At 68.4% G+C, this 20,137-nt stretch carries 22 protein-coding genes; 9 read left to right on the top strand and 13 right to left on the bottom strand.

What is annotated here, in order from left to right; translation table 11 throughout:
- The first annotated feature begins 70 nt into the window (after positions 1-70).
- The gene (locus tag H0P51_RS04185; RefSeq protein ID WP_180916781.1) at positions 71-850 is read left to right on the top strand and encodes a DUF3109 family protein; all 780 of its coding nucleotides are present in this window, start codon (positions 71-73) and stop codon (positions 848-850) included.
- On the opposite strand, the gene H0P51_RS04180 is transcribed toward H0P51_RS04185, so the two are convergent.
- Entirely contained in the window at positions 813-1,580 is a 768-nt protein-coding gene (locus H0P51_RS04180) for a FadR/GntR family transcriptional regulator (RefSeq protein ID WP_180916780.1), read from the bottom strand. The two genes, H0P51_RS04185 and H0P51_RS04180, sit on opposite strands and share 38 nt — an antisense overlap.
- Before the next feature lie 85 nt (positions 1,581-1,665).
- Here H0P51_RS04180 and H0P51_RS04175 point away from each other — a divergent pair, with 85 nt between their 5' ends.
- From H0P51_RS04175 to mtnA, 4 genes are read left to right on the top strand one after another with little or no spacing between them, the layout of a single operon-like run.
- Positions 1,666-2,628 (top strand): hypothetical protein, encoded by a 963-nt coding sequence (locus tag H0P51_RS04175; protein ID WP_180916779.1) that lies wholly within the window; start codon positions 1,666-1,668, stop codon positions 2,626-2,628.
- Positions 2,628-2,957, top strand: a complete 330-nt coding sequence (locus H0P51_RS04170) for a hypothetical protein (RefSeq protein WP_180916778.1) — start codon at positions 2,628-2,630, stop codon at positions 2,955-2,957. Before H0P51_RS04175 ends, H0P51_RS04170 begins: the two co-directional genes overlap by 1 nt.
- A complete protein-coding gene (locus H0P51_RS04165; protein WP_180916777.1) occupies positions 2,954-4,882 on the top strand; it encodes a GMC family oxidoreductase in 1,929 nt (642 codons plus the stop codon). The genes H0P51_RS04170 and H0P51_RS04165 overlap by 4 nt, the downstream gene beginning before the upstream one ends.
- On the top strand, positions 4,866-5,852 hold the full coding sequence (gene mtnA, locus H0P51_RS04160; protein ID WP_180916776.1) for an S-methyl-5-thioribose-1-phosphate isomerase: 987 nt from the start codon (positions 4,866-4,868) through the stop codon (positions 5,850-5,852). The genes H0P51_RS04165 and mtnA overlap by 17 nt, the downstream gene beginning before the upstream one ends.
- Here mtnA and regX read toward each other — a convergent pair.
- The 6 genes from regX to H0P51_RS04130 all read right to left on the bottom strand — a co-directional run bounded on the left by regX (position 5,834) and on the right by H0P51_RS04130 (position 12,027).
- Positions 5,834-6,517, bottom strand: a complete 684-nt coding sequence (gene regX, locus H0P51_RS04155) for a two-component sensory transduction protein RegX (protein ID WP_180916775.1) — start codon at positions 6,515-6,517, stop codon at positions 5,834-5,836. The genes mtnA and regX overlap by 19 nt on opposite strands.
- 46 nt (positions 6,518-6,563) lie before the next feature.
- The gene (locus H0P51_RS04150) at positions 6,564-7,796 is read right to left on the bottom strand and encodes a sensor histidine kinase (RefSeq protein WP_180916774.1); all 1,233 of its coding nucleotides are present in this window, start codon (positions 7,794-7,796) and stop codon (positions 6,564-6,566) included.
- Between the two features lie 134 nt (positions 7,797-7,930).
- A complete protein-coding gene (locus tag H0P51_RS04145) occupies positions 7,931-8,686 on the bottom strand; it encodes a phosphoglyceromutase (RefSeq protein WP_180916773.1) in 756 nt (251 codons plus the stop codon).
- A 99-nt stretch (positions 8,687-8,785) separates the two neighbouring features.
- Complete coding sequence (locus H0P51_RS04140) at positions 8,786-9,292, bottom strand: type III secretion system chaperone family protein (protein WP_180916772.1); 507 nt, start codon at positions 9,290-9,292, stop codon at positions 8,786-8,788.
- Positions 9,289-10,656, bottom strand: a complete 1,368-nt coding sequence (gene mshA / locus H0P51_RS04135; RefSeq protein ID WP_180916771.1) for a D-inositol-3-phosphate glycosyltransferase — start codon at positions 10,654-10,656, stop codon at positions 9,289-9,291. The genes H0P51_RS04140 and mshA overlap by 4 nt, the downstream gene beginning before the upstream one ends.
- Before the next feature lie 51 nt (positions 10,657-10,707).
- Complete coding sequence (locus tag H0P51_RS04130) at positions 10,708-12,027, bottom strand: ROK family transcriptional regulator (RefSeq protein ID WP_180916770.1); 1,320 nt, start codon at positions 12,025-12,027, stop codon at positions 10,708-10,710.
- Positions 12,028-12,209: 182 nt separating this feature from the next.
- Here H0P51_RS04130 and H0P51_RS04125 point away from each other — a divergent pair, with 182 nt between their 5' ends.
- Positions 12,210-12,968: an SDR family oxidoreductase gene (locus H0P51_RS04125; protein ID WP_180916769.1), complete on the top strand. Its 759-nt coding sequence runs from the start codon at positions 12,210-12,212 to the stop codon at positions 12,966-12,968.
- Here the strand turns inward: H0P51_RS04125 and H0P51_RS04120 are convergent.
- Both H0P51_RS04120 and H0P51_RS04115 read right to left on the bottom strand, forming a co-directional pair.
- Positions 12,946-14,364, bottom strand: coding sequence for a L,D-transpeptidase (locus H0P51_RS04120; RefSeq protein WP_180916768.1), 1,419 nt, complete (start codon positions 14,362-14,364; stop codon positions 12,946-12,948). The two genes, H0P51_RS04125 and H0P51_RS04120, sit on opposite strands and share 23 nt — an antisense overlap.
- 19 nt (positions 14,365-14,383) lie before the next feature.
- Positions 14,384-15,478 (bottom strand): UDP-N-acetylmuramate dehydrogenase, encoded by a 1,095-nt coding sequence (locus tag H0P51_RS04115; RefSeq protein WP_180916767.1) that lies wholly within the window; start codon positions 15,476-15,478, stop codon positions 14,384-14,386.
- Positions 15,479-15,517: 39 nt separating this feature from the next.
- Here H0P51_RS04115 and H0P51_RS04110 point away from each other — a divergent pair, with 39 nt between their 5' ends.
- From H0P51_RS04110 to H0P51_RS04100, 3 genes are read left to right on the top strand one after another with little or no spacing between them, the layout of a single operon-like run.
- Positions 15,518-16,042: a DUF2505 domain-containing protein gene (locus H0P51_RS04110; protein ID WP_180916766.1), complete on the top strand. Its 525-nt coding sequence runs from the start codon at positions 15,518-15,520 to the stop codon at positions 16,040-16,042.
- Positions 16,043-16,058: 16 nt separating this feature from the next.
- Positions 16,059-16,883 carry a carbon-nitrogen hydrolase family protein gene (locus tag H0P51_RS04105; protein WP_180918728.1) on the top strand — a complete coding sequence of 275 codons (825 nt, stop codon included), beginning with the start codon at positions 16,059-16,061 and terminating at the stop codon, positions 16,881-16,883.
- Positions 16,880-17,929, top strand: coding sequence for an LmeA family phospholipid-binding protein (locus H0P51_RS04100; protein ID WP_180916765.1), 1,050 nt, complete (start codon positions 16,880-16,882; stop codon positions 17,927-17,929). Before H0P51_RS04105 ends, H0P51_RS04100 begins: the two co-directional genes overlap by 4 nt.
- 11 nt (positions 17,930-17,940) lie before the next feature.
- Here H0P51_RS04100 and deoC read toward each other — a convergent pair whose 3' ends face one another.
- The 4 genes from deoC to H0P51_RS04080 form a co-directional block, all read right to left on the bottom strand.
- Positions 17,941-18,585: a deoxyribose-phosphate aldolase gene (gene deoC / locus H0P51_RS04095; RefSeq protein WP_425489011.1), complete on the bottom strand. Its 645-nt coding sequence runs from the start codon at positions 18,583-18,585 to the stop codon at positions 17,941-17,943.
- A gap of 35 nt (positions 18,586-18,620) precedes the next feature.
- Entirely contained in the window at positions 18,621-19,061 is a 441-nt protein-coding gene (locus tag H0P51_RS04090) for a DUF2599 domain-containing protein (RefSeq protein ID WP_180916763.1), read from the bottom strand.
- Positions 19,062-19,064: 3 nt separating this feature from the next.
- Entirely contained in the window at positions 19,065-19,328 is a 264-nt protein-coding gene (locus tag H0P51_RS04085; RefSeq protein ID WP_180918727.1) for a DUF2516 family protein, read from the bottom strand.
- A gap of 129 nt (positions 19,329-19,457) precedes the next feature.
- Positions 19,458-20,102, bottom strand: a complete 645-nt coding sequence (locus tag H0P51_RS04080) for a heparin-binding hemagglutinin (protein WP_180916762.1) — start codon at positions 20,100-20,102, stop codon at positions 19,458-19,460.
- Positions 20,103-20,137: the final 35 nt, after the last annotated feature.

Here is a 20,137-nt window from a genome sequence, read left to right as displayed (position 1 = left end):
GCGCCGACGTCGACGCCTACCCAAGCGTCTCAGCCGGTAGCGGGCCGAATCGTGGACTAACGTTGCACCCGTGGCCAACTCGCTGCCCGGAACAGAGGTCGAACCCGATTTCGCCCGTGAATGGGTGGAGTTCTACGACCCCGACAATTCCGAGCACCTGATCGCTGCCGATCTCACTTGGCTGCTGTCGCGATGGACGTGCGTGTTCGGCACGCCGGCCTGCCAGGGCACCGTGGCCGGCCGGCCGGACGACGGATGTTGCTCGCACGGCGCGTTTCTGTCCGACGACGACGACCGCGCCCGGCTGGACGACGCGGTCAAGAAGCTGACCGCCGACGACTGGCAGTTCCGCGATAAGGGCTTGGGCCGCAAGGGCTACCTGGAGATGGACGAATACGAGGGTGAGCCGCAGTACCGCACCCGTAAACACAAGAACGCCTGCATCTTCTTGAACCGGCCCGGGTTCGCCGGCGGCGTGGGCTGCGCGTTACACAGCAAGGCCCTCAAGCTGGGGGTGCCGCCGCTAACTATGAAGCCCGACGTGTGCTGGCAGCTGCCGATCCGGCGCAGCCAGGAGTGGGTGACGCGGCCGGACGGCACGGAGATCCTCAAGACGTTCGTCACCGAATACGACCGGCGCGGCTGGGGATCCGGCGGCGCCGACCTGCACTGGTATTGCACCGGTGATCCAGCCGCGCATGTCGGCGCCACCCCGGTATGGCAGAGCCTCGCCGACGAGCTCACCGAGCTGCTCGGCGAGAAGGCGTACGCCGAGCTGGCCGCAATGTGCAAGCGGCGCAGTCAATTAGGGCTTATCGCGGTGCATCCGGCGACGCGGGCGGCCCAGTAGCCGGCGCGCTCGGGGCGCGGGTGCCGGTATAGGCCAGCACCATCCGCAGCGCGCTGGCGTTCAGATACGCCTCGACGGTAGCCGCGGCGGCCGCCTCGTCGCGCGCACAGACCGCGTCGGTGATCGCCCGTAGGTCGGCCACCACTGGCTCAGGGTCTTCGTAAGCTCCGGTGAGTTCGTGTTCACGGCCGCCGAAGGCTTGTTCGACCCACCGATACAACAACCCCAGCGCGCGATTGCGGGTGCTGTGGATCAACACGTGGAAGTAGGCGAGGTCGGCGCTCTGCCGGGCCACGGCGGTGGCCGAGTCCTCGACCGCGGTCAGCGCGGCGCACAGCGCATCCGCGTCGGCCGGAGTGCTGCGTTGCGCTGCCAGCCTTCCGATCAGCGGTCCCAGTGCGCCGCGGATCTCCAGCAACTCGACCAGGAATTCCGGGCCAAGTTTGCGCACCAGCGCCTCCACCACTGCGGGGTGGGTGAGGCCTTCGGGGTCGCGCACCACGCTGCCGCTGCCGTGCCGCACGTCGATCAGGCCCATCTGCTGCAGGCGGGCCAGTCCCTGCCGCAGCGAGGTGCGGTTGACGCCCAGCTGATCAGCGAGTTCACGTTCGGGTGGCAGGGTCGAACCGGGTGGGAAGACGCCGTCGAGGATAGCGTCGGCGATCGACGCGGCGATCTGTTCGTCGACGCGCTGTCGGTCGGGCGGAGGTATCGGGGTTGACTGGCTCATTGGCTCAACCAATATAGTTGGATCGGGCGCTACCCGGCGAACCCGAACCGGCGTGTCGGTCCCGTCCGGCCGAGGAGGCATACAAGTGGATGAGCCAGTCGACCACGTTCTAGCGGCACACCCCCGCTGGCGCGGCGCCAAAGGACGCCTCGAGGTCTGGTATTGCACGCTGTCCGATCCCGTGACGCGTGCCGGGTTATGGGTGCACTGCGAGACGGTGGCGCCCACTGACGGGGCTCCCTACGCCCACGGCTGGGTCACCTGGTTTCCCGCCGAGGGCCCACCGCGTACCGAACGGTTCGGCCCCGAGCCCGTCGCGCCAGCGACCGGCCCCACCTGGTTCGAAGCTGCGGGCGCCGCGGTGGGTCCGCAGGGATTGACCGGCGCTGCGGGATCACTGGCCTGGGACCTGTCCTGGAAGGACAGTGCTGCGCCGCTGTGGACGTTTCCGCGCGTCGCGTGGGAACGCGAGCTGCTGCCCGGCGCCCAGGTGGTACTGGCTCCGACGGCGGACTTCGCAGGCACCCTCACCATCGACGACAGCACCAGATGCATCGACGGCTGGCGCGGCAACGTCGCACACATCTACGGCCACGGCAACGCCAAACGCTGGGGCTGGGTGCACGCCGACTTCGGCAACGGCAACGTGCTCGAAGCGGTCACCGCGCAGTCACCCAAACCCGGGCTGCGCCGGCTGCCGCCGCTGGCGTTCATCCGCTTCCGTATCGACGGAACGGATTGGCCCGCAGGGCCTTTGGGTCAAGGACCGGCGCTACGGATGCGGACCACCCTGGGCCTGCGGCATTGGCAGCTGCAGGGGCGCATCGATGGCCGTGAGGTACTGATCCGCGTCGACCAGCCGCCGCAGCGATGCGTGAGCCTGCAATACACCGACCCCGACGGCGGCACCTGCGTGTGCACCAACACCGAGCAGGCCGACGTCTACGTCGAGATCAACGACCGCCAGTGGTCGGTGCTGGGCACCGGCCACGCCGAAGTGGGCCTGCGCGGAGAGCAGGCGCCTCCCGTCAACGAAAGGACTCCGTGATGAGCTTCGCCCTGGACCCGCCACTGCTGTTCGCCTCCGGCGTACTTCTCGAGCGAGCACTGCCCCCGCAGCGCCGCGACCTCGTCGAGGCCGCCGTCCTCGGCGTGTTCTTCGCCGGCTCGTTCGGTTTGTACAACAACGTGCCCGGGTTGGGCTTCCTGTGGCGCCCATTCCGCGCCCGCAACGGCCGCGACTTCATGTGGAACAGCGGCGCTTTCAGCCTGGACACTGACGACTTGGACTGGCCGGCACACGCCGCCGCCGGGGCCATTTTCGCGACCTACCCGCTCTTCCTCAAGCTCGGACGCGCACTCGGGCAACGCGGGTGAACCGCCTCGCAGACCGCGCCGCCGCCGCGTTCGGCACGGCGCTACTGCCCGAGGAGCACGGCGGTCCGGCCGCGGCGCTACTCGCGGAGCGGCTCGACCGCTACCTCACTGCGATGCCGGCCACCTCGCGGCTGGCTATCCAGGCCGGGCTGGTGTCAGTGACGGCGGCAAGCTATCTGACCACCGGCCGCTCGCTGGCGCGGCTGAGCCCGCAGCGGCGAGTAGAGGTGCTGCATCGCATCGCCGCGTTGCACCCGGACGCCGGGGCGGCGGTGGAAGGTCTCAAGGTGGTCATGCTGCTGGCCAACGGCGCCGACACGTACGCCGCCGAATTGCTCTCACGGGCCCAGCGCGACGTCGCGGTCCGCCCAGACGCGGAGCTGAACGTGACACCGTCCGACGAGAGCGCCTCCGTCCTGACCGCCGACGCGGTAGTGGTCGGATCCGGAGCCGGCGGCGCGATGGCGGCCCGCACGCTGGCCCAGGCCGGACTGAATGTCGTCGTCCTAGAAGAGGGGCGGCGCTGGACGGTCGAGGAGTTCCGCACCACGCACCCGATCGACCGCTACGCCGGCCTCTACCGTGGCGCCGGGGCAACCATCGCGCTGGGCCGCCCGTCGGTGGTCTTGCCGATGGGCCGCGCCGTGGGCGGCACCACCGTGGTCAACTCCGGCACCTGCTACCGGCCACCGGTCGCGGTGCAGCGGCGCTGGCAGCGCGAGTTCGGCCTCGAACTGGCCGACCCCGAGCGCCTGGCCACCTACCTCGACGAAGTCGAGCGCACCCTGCAGGTGGCACCCACATCACGAAACGTTATGGGCCGCAACGGAAATCTGCTACTGGACGCCGCCCGTTCGCTGGGCTGGCAGGCCGCACCCATCCCCCGCAACGCCCCGGGCTGCGAAGGCTGTTGCCAGTGCGCAATCGGCTGCCCGCACAACGCGAAATTCGGCGTGCACCTCAACGCCCTGCCGCAGGCGTGCGCCGCGGGGGCGCGGATCGTCTCACAGGCTTGCGTCGAACGGGTGCTTGTCACGAACGGACGCGCCCGCGGCGTGCGCGCACGACGCCCGGACGGCACCGCCATCGACGTGCTGGCCGAAACTGTGGTGGTCGCCGCTGGCGCTACCGAGACGCCAATGTTGTTGCAGCGCAGCGGTATCGGTGGGCACCCCCGCCTAGGCAGCAACCTTGCGCTGCATCCCGCGACGCTGCTGGCCGGACGGTTCGACGACGACGTGTACGCCTGGCGTGGGGTGCTGCAGAGCGCCGCCGTGCACGAATTCCACGAGTCCGACGGCGTGTTGATCGAGGCCACCTCCACTCCACCGGGCATGGGGTCAATCGTGTTCCCCGGCTTCGGGACCGAGTTGCTGCATTGGCTGGCGCGGGCACCGCAGATCGCGACGTTCGGTGCGATGGTGGCCGACCGCGGCGTCGGCTCCGTGCATTCGGTGCGCGGCGAAACGGTGGTGCGCTACGACATCGCCGGAGCCGACGTCGCCAAATTGCGGCTCGCGCTCCAGGCGATCGGTCGACTGCTGTTCGCCGCGGGTGCCGTCGAAGTACTCACCGGGTTGCCCGGAGCGAGCCCGGTGAAGTCGGTGGCGGAATTGCAGGATGTGTTGTCCCGCAGCGATCCCCGCAGTCTGCATCTTTCCGCTTTCCACCCGACCGGGACCGCCGCCGCCGGCTCCGACGAACAGGTCTGCCCGGTCGATCCGGTCGGACGGCTGCGCGGCGTAGACGGCGTGTGGGTGGCCGACGCATCGATCCTGCCCAGCTGCCCAGAGGTCAACCCGCAGCTGTCGATCATGGCGATGGCGCTCGCGGTGGCCGAGCAGGTCGTCGCCGCGCTGACCGGAAGTCCCGAGGTCTCCCCGTACCGGCCGCAGCTAGGGTCGGCTGGTGCGCAGAACCATTGACTGGGACGGTGACGCGGTCACGATCATCGACCAGACGGCGCTGCCCGCCGACTATCGCGTGCTACGGCTGCGCAGCGTCGACACGCTGATCGACGCTATCCGCCGGCTGGCCGTGCGCGGCGCCCCGGCACTCGGTGCGGCCGGGGCGCTCGGCGTAGTGCTCGCGATCCGTGAGGGAGGCGACCCGGTGGCCGCCGCCGAGCGGGTCGCCAAGGCGCGACCGACCGCGGTCAACCTCGGCTGGGGAGTCGCCCGCGCTCTGGAGAAACTCGACCAAGGCGCTGAAGCCGTGCTGGCCGAAGCCCTGGAAATCCTCAACGAAGACGAACACCTGAACCGCATCGCGTCGTCACACGCCGCCGAGATCGTCCTCGCCGCGTGCGATCGCCGCCCCCTGCGGCTGCTCAGCCACTGCAACGCCGGTCATCTCGCCACCGTGGCGTGGGGCAGCGCGCTCGGCGTCGTCTGGCACCTACACGAACGCGGGCTGGTCGAGTCGGTACTGGTCGACGAGACACGCCCGCTGCTGCAGGGCGCCCGGCTCACCGCGTGGGAGCTGGCGCAGGCCGGCGTGCCTTACCGGGTGCAGGCAGACGGCGCCGCTGCCGCGGCGATGGCCCGTGGCCTCGTCGACTGCGTCCTGGTCGGTGCAGATCGCATCGCCGCCAACGGCGACGTCGCCAACAAGATCGGCACCTACGGCCTAGCCATCGCGGCCCGTCATCACGGCGTGCCGTTGGTGGTGGTCGCGCCGTCGTCCACGGTCGACACCTCGGTCGCCACCGGCACCGACATCGCAATCGAGGAGCGTGCGCCCGAGGAACTCAGGATGTTCAGCGGCACCGCGATCACCCCGGCGGACGCCGATGTGTTCAACCCGGCTTTCGACGTCACCCCGGCCGCGCTGATCACCGCCGTCGTCACCGAACACGGCCGGTACCGGCCGTCGGGTCAGCCCTCGAGCTTGTAGCCCAGCCCGCGCACCGTCACCAGGTGCACCGGGTTGGCGGGATCGGCCTCGATCTTGGATCGCAGCCGCTTGACGTGAACGTCCAGCGTCTTGGTGTCTCCGACGTAGTCCGCGCCCCACACCCGGTCGATCAGCTGGCCCCGGGTCAACACCCGCCCGCTGTTGCGCATCAGATACTCGAGAAGGTCGAATTCCTTGAGCGGCAACGTGATCGCGTCGCCATTGACCGAGACGACATGCCGTTCGACGTCCATCCGCACCGGCCCCGACTCCAACACGCCGTCGCTGATCTCGGAGTCGTCGTCGCCGCCACGGCGCAGCACAGCGCGAATCCGCGCGATCAGCTCCCGCGCCGAATAGGGCTTGGTGACATAGTCGTCGGCCCCGAGCTCCAGGCCGACGACCTTGTCGATCTCGCTGTCGCGGGCGGTCACCATGATCACCGGAACGCCGGAGCGCGCCCGCAGCTGCTTGCACACATCGGTGCCCGACATCCCGGGCAGCATCAGGTCCAACAGCACGATGTCGGCACCGGTCCGGTCGAACTCCGCCAACGCCGAGGGGCCGTCGGTCACCACGGTGGCCTCGAAGCCCTCCTTACGCAGCAGAAACGCTAGCGGGTCGGCCAGCGACTCCTCGTCCTCCACGATCAGTACGCTTGTCATTTGCCCCACTCCTTCTTGTCGCGCTCTGCATCGTCGTCAGCGCGTGTCATCGACTCAGCTCTTCCTCTCGTTGCGGCAACCCGGGCCTGAATTCGCGGCTCAGACTCTGCTCGGTTTGCGCGTTGTCCTGCTCGGCACCCGCCACGCCGGACGCCGGGATGGACAGGGTGAAAGTCGACCCGGTCCCCGGCTTGCTCCACACCCCGATGCTGCCGCCGTGGTTGGCGGCCACGTGCTTGACGATGGCCAGCCCCAGCCCGCTGCCACCTGTCGCGCGCGACCGCGCCTTATCGCCGCGGAAGAACCGCTCGAAAACCCGCTCCTGGTCTTCCAGCGCGATCCCGATGCCCCGGTCGGTGACCGCGATCTCCACGCTGTCGCCTCGCCTGCGCCGACTGATCGACACCGACGACCCGCGCGGTGAGTACGCGATTGCGTTGGACACCAGGTTGGCCAGCGCGGTCACCAACAGCGTCTGGTCGCCCAGCACCTTCAGTCCGCTGGCGGCATCGGTACGAACCTCGATCTGGGCGTTTTCCGCGGCGACCTTGTGACGTGAAATCGCCTCGGCCACAACGTTATCGATCTCGACATCGGTAACGTTGGACAGTCGCTCGGCCCCCTGCAGCCGCGACAGTTCGATCAGTTCGGCGACCATGTCACCCAGCCGGTTGGCCTCGATCAGCACCTTCTCGGCGAACCGGCGAACCGTCTCGGTGTCATCCGCGGACGCCAGCAGTGCCTCGGCCAGCAGCGCCATGGCGCCGACGGGCGTCTTGAGCTCGTGGCTGACGTTGGCCACGAAATCACGCCTGGTCGCCTCCATCCGGGCGTAGTCGGACTGGTCGAGCACGAACACCACCGCGAAGCGGCGGTCCTCCTCGCTAAGCAGCCGGGCGTGCCCGTGCACGCACAACCCGGACCGGGAGGTCGAACGCTTGCCGGGCGACAGGTCGAACTCGACGTCCACACCGCTCAGCGCCTGCTTGGCGGCCTTCCAGGCGTCGTCATCGAGCTGGCGGTCACGTACCAGACCGAGCTCCTTGGCGCGATCGTTGAGGAAGACGACGTCGCGGTGGGTATCGACCACCGCCGCGCCCATTGGCATCAGGGCCACGATTCGCTGCAGCATCTGCGCGACGGTGATGCCCGTCCACTCGCTGCGCTGTTGATGCTGCTGCCCGACTCGCCGCGACAGCCGCATTCCGGCCGCAACTCCGACGATCAGCGCCAGCGCGGACGATACCCCGGCCAGCAACAGCGCCGAGAACACAGTCACATGCCGAATCCTACAAATCGGGTGAACGCCACCCTAGCGGGACGAGGCCGAAATCGGACAAGTCACAGTCTTGGGCATAGGTGTTCCGCTCGCGTTAACGCGCTGTTCAGCAACCGGCCCTCCCCGGGTCGAAATCAGGCTTTCGCCGCACCCTGGCTGGCCACTGCGGCTGCGCCGGCGGCCGCCGCCTGGGGGTCCAGGTAGGTGCCCCCGGCCACCACCGGGCGCAACTCGGCATCCAAGTCGTAGCGCAATGGGATACCGGTGGGGATATTCAGTCCAACGACGTCGTCGTCGGACATCTGATCCAGATACTTGACCAGCGCGCGCAGCGAGTTGCCGTGCGCGGCGATCAGCACCGTCTTGCCGAGGCGCAGGTCCGGGACGATGACATCGGTGAAGTACGGCAGGAAGCGAATTACCACGTCGGACAGGCATTCGGTCAGCGGGCCGCCGCCGATGTTCGCGTAGCGGGGGTCGGTGTCCTGACTGAACTCGCTGCCCTTCTCGATCTCCGGCGGCGGGGTGTCGTAGCTGCGCCGCCAGGCCATGAACTGCTCTTCGCCGTAGCGTTCCTTCGTCTTGGCCTTATCCAGTCCCTGCAGTGCGCCGTAGTGGCGTTCGTTGAGCCGCCAGCTGCGATGCACCGGGATCCACAGCCGGTCAGCAGCGTCCAGAGCCAGATTCGCGGAGCTGATGGCCCGCCGCAGCAACGAGGTATACAGCACATCGGGCAACAAGTTCTGCTCGGCCAGCAACTCCCCGGCGCGCACCGCCTCGGTGCGGCCCTTGTCCGTCAGCCCGACATCCACCCAACCGGTGAAAAGGTTCAGCGCATTCCATTCGCTCTCGCCGTGGCGGAGCAGTACCAGCGTGCCCGTGTCACCCATGCCGGCCAGTCTCTCACGGGCTCCCCGAGTGACGGTGAGCGTGACCGCACTGCGAAACCGCCGGGGACGTTTCACCGTGACGCCGGGCTCGCGCAAATATCAGTCGTCTTCGTCGATCAGGTGCTCGAACGCCGCCAGATTCTTCAGCGACTCGCCGCGGGACACCCGCCACTCCCACTCTTTCTGGATCGACGACCGAAAACCCAGCTCCAGCAACGTATTGAAGTCCGCATCCACCGCCTCGAGCACCTGGCCGAGCACCCGGTCGATCTCCTCGTCATCCACCGACGCCAGCGACATCCGGCCGACCAGGTAGATGTCGCCGACGTTGTCCAGCGTGTAGGCGACCCCGTAGAGCCGACGATTGCGCTTGAGCAGGAAGCGGTAGACGCCCTCGTGGTTCTCGTCGGGCTTGCGGCACACGAACGCCTCGACGCGCAACGAATGTTCGCCGATGCTCAGGATCGTGTTGGTCTTCAGGCGGCGCTCACCGGGCAGCGCCACGATCAAGCCGGGCAGTCCGCCGTGCGCCCCTTCGTGTGCGGAGTACTCCAGGTCGCTGGCCCGTAGCGCATCCTCGATCACCCGCTGCACCGCCGATGTCATGCGCCGACTCCGCGGCGTGCCGTCCAGCGCCGGGGCCGGCGTTTGGCGACGAGGTCGGGTGTTCGGCGGTGAGGCTCGGCCCGGAAATCGCCGATCGCGCGCCGGTAGCTGGCCAGCAACGCGTCGGTGGTGTTCTCCCATGAGAACGTGGCCGCATGCGCGGCCGCCGCGCGGCTCATCGCCCGCCCCTGAGGCCCGGCGATGACTTGCAGCAGCTCGTCGATGGCCACCGCCCACCGCTGAACTTCGTGGCCGGCCACTAACGTGCCGGTGATACCGTCACGCACCGCAACCGGCAGCCCGCCGACCGCGGCCGCCACCACCGGGGTGCCGCAAGCCTGCGCCTCGACCGCGACCAGGCCGAAAGATTCCGAATAGCTGGGCACCGCAACCAGATCCGCCGCGTGGAACAACCTGGCCAGCTCCGATCGGGACTGTGGGGGCAGAAACGTCACCCGCTGCGCGATGCCCAGGTCGTCGGCCAGCCGTGCCAGGCCGTCCGGTGAACCCAGGCCGCTGCCTGACGGCCCTCCAGCCACCACGATCCGCACGCCCGGAACTCGCGCCGCCGCGCGCAACACGATGTCGGGGGCTTTCAGCGGTTGGATGCGCCCGACGAACGCCACCACCGGTTCGTCATGCGCGAACCCGAGCGCGGTTCGCGCCGCATACCGGTTACCGGGCCGGAACACGTCCAGATCGACGCCGGGATGCACCACGTCGATCCGTGCCGGATCGGCCTGGTGCAAGGAGATCAATTGCCGTGCCTCGTCATCGGTGTTGACGATAAGCCGGTCGGCCTCCTCGACCACCTGTTGTTCGCCCACCGTCCGCAGCGGCGGCTCCGCGGTGTCCCCGTCGGCCAAGGCGGCATTCTTGACCGCGGCGAGGGTGTGCGCGGTGTGCACCAACGGCACCGCCCAGCGGTCCCGCGCCAGCCAGCCGACCTGCCCGGACAGCCAGTAGTGCGAGTGCACAATGTCGTAGTAGCCGGGCTCATGGGCGGCCTCGGCGCGCAACACTCCGGCGGCGAATGCGCACAGCTGGGTGGGCAGGTCGTACTTGTCCAGACCCTCGAACGGCCCAGCGACCACGTTGCGCACCAGCACCCCGGGTTCGACCCGCACCAACGGCGGGTCGGCCGATGAGGTGGCCCGCGTGAAGATTTCCACCTCGATACCCCGCCGGGCCAGGTGCAGCGCGGTCTGCAGCACGTAGACGTTCATCCCGCCGGCGTCCCCGCTCCCGGGCTGGGCCAGCGGCGAGGTGTGCACCGCCAGCAGGGCGACCCGGCGCGGGCCGTCTCCGCCACGGGCGCCTCGAGTCAGCAGGGGCTCGTCTTCGCGAACGACGGGGAACCGCACCCTTTCATCTTTACAGCACGCCTGCGGGTGGCCGGGTTGCGTGGCGCGCGCCTACTTGGCCAGGGCAGCGGGCTCGGCGTCGGGCAGCCGTGGCGCCAACGCCCCGGACCTGCGCATCGCTCCCAGCGGGTCGGCGTAGAGGCCGTCCAGCGAGACGACACCGGCACCGGCCTCCTGCACCCGGTTGCCGAAGGCGGTGACTCGGATTTCGCGTGGTCCCAGCACCGAACGCTCGGCGAACGCGGCCTTCACCTGTTCCATTCCCTCGGGGAACTCGGTGAACGCCTGCCCGCCGACCACCACCTCGTCGGGGTTGAGCATGTCGCGCAGCAGTGCGACAGCGCCGCCGAGCACCTTGGCCCGCTCGGCCAGCAAGTCCTTGGCCTGTTGGTTACCTGCACGCGCGACCCGCAGCAGGTCGCCCATTGCGGCGGTCGACGCGCCGGTGTGATTGGCCGCGGCGACTCCCGGAAGGATGCGAAGCCGGCGCGCAGCCGCCAGCACGCCTTCGTCGCTGACGGTGGACTCGAGCTGCCCCGAACCGCCGAGCAGCTCGGACTGCACCGGCAGCGGTGCGATGGTGCCCGGGCCGCTCGACGGGCAGTGCACGCGGCCGCCGATCACCAACGCGTAGCCCACCGTTTCGCGCGCATACACGTACAGGCTGGTCGACGAGTTCGGTCCGAACCGTCGCATCCCGAGCAGCAGTTCGGCTCCGGCCATCGCGTCGACGTGGGAAGCCACCGAGATCGGCAGGCCCAGCGCATCGGCCAACACCGGCCCGACGGGAGCCTGCCGCCAGCCCAACCGGGGGTGGTCCACTAAGCCGCTGGCGTTGTCGACGGTTCCGCCGATCGCCACGCCGACCCACAACGCCCGGCGCCGATGCCAACGCCGCAGGTAGCGGCTGGCACTGTGGGCCAGCGACGTCAGCGCGGTGTTCGGTGCGCTGAGCGGCGTCGGGGTCTCGACCGTGTCCAGCGTGCGACCGAACAGGTCGGTGGCGACGATGCTGGTGGTGCGCGCACCGATGTGAATGCCCAGCGTCACGAATGGTTCGTGGTTGACCTCCACCGGCACCCGAGGGCGTCCGATCGCCCCGGACACCGCCAGGTCGGCGCGCTCACGCAGCAGGCCGGCGTCGAGCAGCGCGATGACCTGGCGGTTCACCGTGGCAATGCTCAGTGAGGTGACATTGGCGATGACGTCTCGGCCGACCGGTCCCCGCAGCCGTACCGCCCGGAACACCGATGCGGCCGCGGAGTCGGACAGGTGCAGTGCCGGCGGCACCACCTGACGGTACGAACGTAGCGCTGCGTTCGAGCCGGGTACGCGGCTATGTGAATGGTGGGTGAAAGTAGTCGAGTGCACTGGCAGTCCTTGTCGGAGTCTTTTTGGCCTGGTCCCTGGCCACACCCGCGACTTGCGTCAGCTCAGGCGCGGCAACGTGCGCGACAACAACACGCGCCCGCGTAGAGACACGCGGTCGTGGTGCCGAACAAGGCGCTGCAGTACACACCGAAAATTTAGCACTGTTCACTACAGTTGTCCCGGTGAGTTCTCCCGATGCGCCAACCCGAGTTGCGGTGGTTACCGGCGCCAGCTCCGGAATTGGCGCAGCAACTGCCAAAACGCTTGCAGCCCAAGGTTTTCACGTTGTCCCGGTGGCACGTCGTTCGGACCGCGTGCAGGCGCTGGCAGCCGAGATCGGCGGCACAGCGATTGTGGCTGACATCACAAAGGACGAGGACGTGGCGGCACTGGCCGCCCAACTTCACCGGGTAGACGTGCTGGTCAACAACGCCGGCGGGGCAAAAGGCCTGGCAGCGGTGGCCGACGCCGACATGGAGCACTGGCGATGGATGTGGGAGACCAACGTGCTGGGCACGTTACGGGTCACCCGGGCACTGCTGCCCAAGCTGATCGAATCCGGCGACGGTTTGATAGTCACGGTGACTTCCATTGCCGCCCTTGAGATTTACGACGGTGGTGCGGGCTATACGGCGGCCAAGCACGCCCAGGGCGCGCTGCACCGCACGCTACGCGGCGAACTACTGGGCAAGCCGGTGCGGTTGACCGAGATCGCCCCCGGCGCGGTCGAGACGGAGTTCTCGTTGGTGCGGTTCGACGGCGATCAGCAGCGCGCGGACGCCGTGTACGCCGGCATGACCCCGCTGGTTGCCGCCGACATCGCCGAGGTGATCGGATTCGTGGCCTCGCGGCCGTCCCACGTAAACCTGGACCAGATCATCATCCGGCCCCGCGACCAAGCCTCAGCGACCCGGCGGTTCAACCACCTGGCCCAGAACTAGTCGACGGCGGCGTCGAGGAAGTGGTCGTCGGCGACGTCGTGGTCGTCGGTGTGCCAGACAGGGTGGGCGCCGTGGACGGCGTGGCCGGCGCGGTGACCGGGATCTGCGTGCCAGGCGGGTGCGCGGCCGGCGGCGGCAGCGCCGACATGCCCACCCAAGTGTCCCAGTCCACGGCCCAGTCCCAGATATCACCGTCGGAGTACGACAGCTGGATCGAGCTGCCGGTCACCTCGACCGGGTCGCCGTAGATCGCCGTCTGGTAGTACTCGGCGGCATCGGAGGTGGACAGGTTGATGCAGCCATTGGTGACGTTGCTGTTGCCCTGCGCGCCGGCGCTGGACGGGTTGGCGTGGATGAACTCGCCGTTGTTGGAGATCCGCACCGCCCAACGCTCGTGCACGTTGCTGTAGCCCGCCGCGGGGTTGGACATGTAGAAGTCGGAGTACTTCTCGGTGACGACGTGGATTCCGTTGCGGGTGACGTTGCGCGCCTTGTCGGCCTCGCCGTAGCTGCACGGGAAGTCCATGATGACCCCAGCGTCGGTGATGACCTGGATGCGATGCGAGGACACCTCGGCCTTGACCACCTGCCGACGCCCGATCTGGATGTTCAGCGAGAAATCCTGCGCGCCGTACGCACCGTCGCCGAACGGCAGGCCGTATAGCTTGGCGTCGACGCTCACGGTGGTTCCGGCCGGGTAGTACTCGCGCGGGCGGTAGTGCACGCGGGCGCCTTTAGCCTCATCAGGCAGCCACGCCCAGCTTCCCTCGACGGGCGGATTGGTTCGTACGGTCAGCGCCCGCTCGACCGCGGCCTTGTCGCTGATCGGTGCATCGAATTGGATGATGATCGGCGCCGCCACACCCACGGTCTGCCCGTCGGCCAGCTGGAACCCGCCGTCGATCTTCTTCTTCGGCGTCACGGTGGTGAGCTTGCCCGTGACCGGAATGGCCTTGCCGTCGTGGCCGACAGCCGACCCGCTCCAGGTGTAGGTGGCGTCGTAGCCGAGCGGCTCGGTGGTCATGAAGACGGTGCGATCCTGGTTGAAGGTGCCTGCCACCGGCTTTCCCGCCGAGTTGGTCAGGGCCACCCGCTGGAACCAGCCGTCGGTGACCGTGACGCTGATCGGCGCGATCGGCACCACGTCCTGGGTCGCGTCCGCGGGCTGGTAAGTCAGCTTCGCTGCCGGCGGCGCCTTCTTCTCCGCCTGCGGGGTGATCTTGCCGCCACACGCAGCGAGCACCCCGGGCGCGAACACGCCGAGCCCAAGCGCCGTCAAAGCCATGCGCCGATTGATCGGCCCTGACCTCTGGGGGGTGCTGGGAGGGGTCACGACAACCAAAGATACCGGGCCAAACACCCTATGCCCCACCGCAAACACACGCGCCAGGGGCATTTCGACCCAAAACTAGCAGCTACAGGGCGCACCCGACCAGGACAGGTTCAGGTTCCAGTGTGATACCAAACACATCACGAACACCAGCTCTGACAGCTCGGGCCAGTACCATCACGTCCTCCGCAGTCGCCCCGCCGCGATTAGTCAAGGCCAGCGCATGCTTTGTGGAGAGCCGGCACGGCGCATGCTGACCGGGATATCCCTTACCGAACCCGGCCCGCTCCACCAGCCAGCCCGCGGCCAGCTTGACGCCATCCGGAGCCGGGTAGTGGGGCACCGGGCCTTCGGTGGCGACGGCCAGCCGCTCGTACTGCTGCGGGGATACCACCGGATTGGTGAAGAACGACCCCACGCTCCAGGTGTCGTGGTCGGCCGCGTCCAGGACCATGCCCTTGCGGGTCCGCAACGCCAGCACGGCCTCCCGCACAGCACGCGGATCGCCGCGCTCGCCGGTGGCCGCCCCGAGCGCCGCTGTCAGCTCGCCGTAACGCAATGGGGCGCTGCGCCCCGACGGGTCGAGCGCGAACTCCACCTCCACCGCAACCGCCGGCAGGCGCAGCCCGTCTGCCCGTTTCAGCACGCTGCTGCGATACCCGAACCGCAACTCCTCGGCCGGCGTCCAGCGCACCTCGCCGCTGCTTCGATCCAGCAGCCGCACCCGGGTGATGGCGTTGGAAACCTCCACCCCGTAGGCACCGACGTTCTGCACCGGGGTCGCCCCTACCGATCCCGGGATGCCGGACAGGCATTCCAGCCCTCCTAGGCCGTGCTCGATGGACGTCTCCACCACGTCGTCCCACACCGCACCCGCTTCCGCGCGCACCAAGTTACCGTCGACCACTACAGCGTCGTTGGCCAACCGAACCACGGTCAGGTCCGGCAGCTCACTGCCAATCACCACATTGGAGCCGCCGGCCAGAATCAGCACCGGGCCGCTGTTGCCGGGGCCCTGCGTGTCGAGCCCGCGCACCACGTCGATGACCTGATCGGTAGTGGCGCAGGTGATTACGCGCCGCGCGACCGGGCCTACCCGCAGGGTGGTCAGTGGGGCCAACGGCACCGCCTCTTCGACGCGTGCACCGGCGAACAACGATCCGACCTGCCCCTGTTTCATAAGCTCTGATTCCTGGCCCGTAACGGTAGCGTGCCAATCATGCCGCGTTCATTCGACATGTCGGCCGTCTACGAGGGCAGCGTCGAGGAGATCCACCAGGCTTTCCATGAAGAGCAGTACTGGCTGGGCAGGCTGGCGGAGGTGCCCACCGACGTCGCGACAATCGAGGAATTGCGGGTCGGCGAAGAGGCCGGCGACGAAGCCGCTGTCGAGGTCGTGACCGTCCAGCGCGTGTACCGTGACAATCTTCCGGCCCTGGTCACCCAGTTGCTGCGCGGTGATCTGTGTGTGCGCCGGGAGGAGTACTGGAGCCCACTCAACGACGGGATCGCGACGGCGTCCATCCGGGGATCGCTTCTGGACGCGCCGGTGAGCATCTGGGGAACGGCGGTCCTGGCCCCCGATGTCCAGTCCGGCGGGTCCCGGCTGGCCGCGAACATCACAGTCCAGGTGCGCGTACCGTTGATCGGCGGAAAGCTGGAGCATCTCATCGGGTCCCAGCTGCCCGAATTGGTTAGCGTGGAACAGCGCTACACGTCCCAGTGGATGGCAAGAAATGGCTGAAGATCGCCCCGCTACCTTGCGTATCGCGCTGGCCCAAATTCTCAGCGGCACCGATCCATCCGCAAACCTGCAGTTGGTGCGCGAATACGCCGAGCAGGCCGCCGACGCCGGAGCGAAGCTGGTGGTGTTCCCCGAGGCGACCATGTGCCGCTTCGGCGTCCCGCTGGGCCCGGTGGCTGAGCCGGTCGACGGGCCCTGGGCCAACGGCGTCCGGCGGATCGCCGGCGACGCCGGCGTCACCGTAATCGCCGGCATGTTCGCCCCGTCCGGAGACGGACGGGTGACCAATACGCTGATCGCGGCCGGCGCAGGTGATCAGCCGCTCACCCGCTACGACAAGATCCACCTCTACGACGCGTTCGGCTTCACCGAATCACGCACCGTCGCAGCTGGTCGCGAACCGGTGCTTGTCACAGTCGACGGTGTCGGGGTGGGTTTGACGACCTGCTACGACATTCGGTTCCCGGAGCTCTACACCGAACTCGCCGACCGTGGCGCCCAGCTGATCGCAGTATGCGCGTCCTGGGGTTCGGGACCGGGAAAACTCGAGCAGTGGACGCTACTGGCCCGCGCCCGGGCGGTGGATTGCACTTCTTACATCGCCGCGGCCGGTCAGGCGGACCCGGGCAGCGAGATCGGCAACTCCGGGGCCCCCACCGGCGTCGGGGGCAGCCTCGTGGCATCTCCGTTCGGCGAAGTGGTGGCGTCGGCGGGCGCGCGGCCTCAGCTGCTGATCGCAGACGTCGACCTGGACAAGGTGGCCGCAGCCCGGGACAACATCGCGGTGCTGCGCAACCGTTCGAGCTTTCTCCGACGTGATAAGGCAGAATCTCGGGAGTGACCACCCCGCAAGGCCCACCGAATGACCCCCGGTGGGGGCGTCCCGGTCCCGGCAACCAAAGTCCACTTGGCCGGCCTCCGGCACCCGGTGACAATCCCACCGAACAGCTGCGCCCCGGGCCTGGCCGCCCGCAGCAACCGCCACCGGGGCAGCCGCCGCCAGGCGAGCAGTCGCAGCCCGGCCAGCCAGCGACCGCGGCCAGCGCCTACGGGCAGCGAAGCCCCGACCCAATACCGCCCAAACAGGCCAGCGCTGCCACCACGCCGCTGACCACACCTAAGGACGAGGGCGAGAAGCGCAAGCGGCGCGTCATCTTCGGCTTTGCGGCGTCCTACGTGGTGTTGATCCTCGTCATCGTGCTTGCGCTGCTGGTGTCCGCGGCGATCGGTGTCGAGCTCTACATCCGCAACAAGGCGACCAACAAGATCGCGGCGGCCACGGCCTGCGTCGCCCAGGATCAAGCCACCGCGAGGTTCGGGGTGACGCCGTTGGTGACCTGGCAGGTGATCACCGATCACTACACCAACATCAGCATCGAGACGGCGGGTAACAACCTGCGCGATGCCAAGGGGATGAAGCTGCAGCTCAACATCTCCGACATCAGACTTGACAACACAGCCGACTCGAAGGGCACCATCGGCTCGATCGATGCGACGGTCACCTGGACCACCGACGGGATCCGTCAAACCGTGCAGAATTCGATCCCGGTCGTCGGTGACTTCGTGACCTCGAGTGTGACCACCCACCCCAAGGACAACACGGTGGAGTTGAAGGGCATGGTCAACGACATCGTCGCCAAACCGTCGGTGGTCAACGGCGCCCTGAAACTGCAGATCGTCACGTTCAACACGCTTTTCGGGAAGCTGCCCCGGGAGTTGATCCAGTCCTCACTCGACGACTACACGACGAGCCTCAACAAGAAATTGCCATTGGGTATCCAGGCGGACCGCGTCGAAGTCACCGACAGCGGCGTGGTCGCGCACTTCTCGTCCCACAACGCCACCATCCCGGCCGGCCAGACCGATCCCTGCTTCGCCGATCTGTGAGCTGACCGCGATCAGCTAACGTCCAGGCCGTCCAGCACGGCTCGGGTGCCGGACAGCCCCAGGCGGGTGGCGCCCGCGTCGAGCATGATGATCGCGTCGGCGGCGGTGCGAATACCGCCGCTGGCCTTGACCCCCAGCCGGCGGCCGACCGCCGCGCTCATCAGTTCGACGGCGCGCACGGTGGCCCCGCCAGCAGGGTGAAAGCCGGTCGAGGTTTTGACGAAGTCGGCGCCGGCGTCCTCGGCGGCCCGGCACACCGCGGTGAGCGTGTGCTCGTCGCCGTGACCCAACAGCACCGCCGACTCGACGATCACCTTCAGCACTGCGCCGCCGGTCGCAGCCCGGACCGCCGCGATGTCGGCCCGCACGGCGGCGACGTCGCCGGCCAGCGCGGCCCCGACGTCGATGACCATGTCGATCTCGCTGGCGCCCGCGGCGACCGCCGCGGCCGCCTCCTGCGACTTGATCTCGGGCAAGTGTTTCCCCGACGGAAAGCCGGCCACCGCGGCGACTCGCATCTCACCGGCGGCCGCCGCGACCGGCACCATCGATGGCGAGACGCAGACCGAAAAGACGCCTAGTTCGGCGGCTTCAGCGACCAGCGCCACCACTTCGGCGGGGGTGGCTTCGGGTTTGAGCAGGGTGTGGTCGACCATGGCGGCCAGCTGGCTGCGGGTCACGTGGCGGGGCACTAGAACGCCTCCTCCGCGCCGCCCGGATTGCATGAGGCTGCGACCATCTGGGCATCGTCGACCACGGGCCGCCAGGGCTCCAGATTCCAGCTGGTCTTGCCGGGTTGGGCCAATTCGGCGAAGCGCCAGTGGCACAGAAACTGCTCCCGCATCCCGGGGGTTTCGGCGTCGGGAGACCGCGCCAACACCTCCGCCCAGGCCTCGTCGGCGGCGTTGCCGTCGCCAGCAGTTCCGGCGTTCCGCGACACGGCGCGCCCCGCCGGTGTGGGATAGACGCGCAGGCTGGACAGCCGACCCCAATGCACCCATTCGGTGTGGTCGACGAACGGCGGCTGACCCGACGCGCTACCCGACTCGGCCGTTCCTGGATCGGCCAGCACCGGCGCCGCGCCCAGCAGCGCAACCAGCGCCGCAACCGGCGCGCACACCAGGAATTTCATCCGTCAGCGGGACTTGCCCTGTACTTCGAGGAGCTTTGGCCGTACATCGACCAGGTAGACGCCCGCCGCCACCGCGGCCACCGCCAGTCCCATGATCTGGAAGAGGAATGCCAGCACCGAGGTCAGTGCCACCGCACCGCCGAGGATCAGCAACCAGGCCGGCTTGGTCAGCTTGTCGGCGGCGGTGTAGGCGTCGGCCCGTTGCATGGCCGCGTGCACGAAGGCGTACACCGTCATCAGGGTGAGGGCGATTTGCAGGACGATCATGACGGTGTTCACTACGGGCACGCCCACAAGACTAAGCGGGGCTGCGCAGAAACGTCGACTCCGAGCCGCCCACTGGGGTGTCCAGGGGCGACCCGGAGTCGAGTCGTGACAATGCGGTGAGAAGCGCGCTTACTTCTGGGTGACCTTCTTGGCCGGAGCCTTCTTGGCCGGGGCCTTTTTGGCCGGAGCGGCCTTCTTGGCCGGAGCGGCCTTCTTGGCGACGGTCTTCTGCGCCTTCTTGGCGGTCTCCTCGGCCTTCTTGGGCAGCTCGATGCCGACCAACTTGGCGGCGCGCTCGCCGACCGCGCGGGTCTGCGACGCGACGGTGCCCAGCGCCTCCTGTGTCAGCTCGACGGCCTGGTCGACGTAGCCCTCGGCCCGCGCCGACGCGTCCTCGAACGCGGACTGGCTGCGCAGCCGCTCCAGGGCGGCCTCGCCGCGCTCGACCAGTTCGTTGTAGCGGCTGGTGGCGGCTTCGAGGTAGCCCTCGGCGGCCTTACGCAGCTCGTCGGAGGTGAAGCGCTCACGCAGCTCGGTCAGCTGCTCGGGCAGGTCCTCCTGCAGCTTGCTCAGGCGAGCGCGGCTCTCCTCGACCCGGCTGCGGGTGTCGGTGCGGGTTTCCTCGGCACGCTCACGCAGGTTGGTGCGGGTCTCCTCGGCGCGGTCGCGCAGGTTGGCGATCAAGTCGTTGACGGTGGCCAGGGCGAGGTCGGCGGCGCCCAGGGCGGCGAGCAGCGGAGCCTTGAGGTCCTCGATGTTGTTGTTGTCAGCCATTGGTGTTTCCTTTCCTGGTTTTCGATATAGGGACT

It is taken from the genome of Mycobacterium vicinigordonae, from assembly GCF_013466425.1.
GTDB classification, from domain to species: domain Bacteria; phylum Actinomycetota; class Actinomycetes; order Mycobacteriales; family Mycobacteriaceae; genus Mycobacterium; species Mycobacterium vicinigordonae.
Note: the sequence above shows the minus strand (reverse complement) of the source record. Positions and strands in the feature narration are given on the sequence as shown.

Excerpts from the sequence above, each read along its gene's own strand:
- H0P51_RS04180 (WP_180916780.1), bottom strand. The coding sequence starts at position 1,580 with ATGAGCCAGTCAACCCCGATACCTCCGCCCGACCGACAGCGCGTCGAC.
- H0P51_RS04170 (WP_180916778.1), top strand. The coding sequence starts at position 2,628 with ATGAGCTTCGCCCTGGACCCGCCACTGCTGTTCGCCTCCGGCGTACTT.
- regX (WP_180916775.1), bottom strand. The coding sequence starts at position 6,517 with ATGACAAGCGTACTGATCGTGGAGGACGAGGAGTCGCTGGCCGACCCG.
- H0P51_RS04145 (WP_180916773.1), bottom strand. The coding sequence starts at position 8,686 with ATGGGTGACACGGGCACGCTGGTACTGCTCCGCCACGGCGAGAGCGAA.
- H0P51_RS04140 (WP_180916772.1), bottom strand. The coding sequence starts at position 9,292 with ATGACATCGGCGGTGCAGCGGGTGATCGAGGATGCGCTACGGGCCAGC.
- H0P51_RS04120 (WP_180916768.1), bottom strand. The coding sequence starts at position 14,364 with ATGCCCCTGGCGCGTGTGTTTGCGGTGGGGCATAGGGTGTTTGGCCCG.
- H0P51_RS04115 (WP_180916767.1), bottom strand. The coding sequence starts at position 15,478 with ATGAAACAGGGGCAGGTCGGATCGTTGTTCGCCGGTGCACGCGTCGAA.
- H0P51_RS04110 (WP_180916766.1), top strand. The coding sequence starts at position 15,518 with ATGCCGCGTTCATTCGACATGTCGGCCGTCTACGAGGGCAGCGTCGAG.
- deoC (WP_425489011.1), bottom strand. The coding sequence starts at position 18,585 with ATGGTCGACCACACCCTGCTCAAACCCGAAGCCACCCCCGCCGAAGTG.
- H0P51_RS04090 (WP_180916763.1), bottom strand. The coding sequence starts at position 19,061 with ATGAAATTCCTGGTGTGCGCGCCGGTTGCGGCGCTGGTTGCGCTGCTG.
- H0P51_RS04085 (WP_180918727.1), bottom strand. The coding sequence starts at position 19,328 with ATGATCGTCCTGCAAATCGCCCTCACCCTGATGACGGTGTACGCCTTC.
- H0P51_RS04080 (WP_180916762.1), bottom strand. The coding sequence starts at position 20,102 with ATGGCTGACAACAACAACATCGAGGACCTCAAGGCTCCGCTGCTCGCC.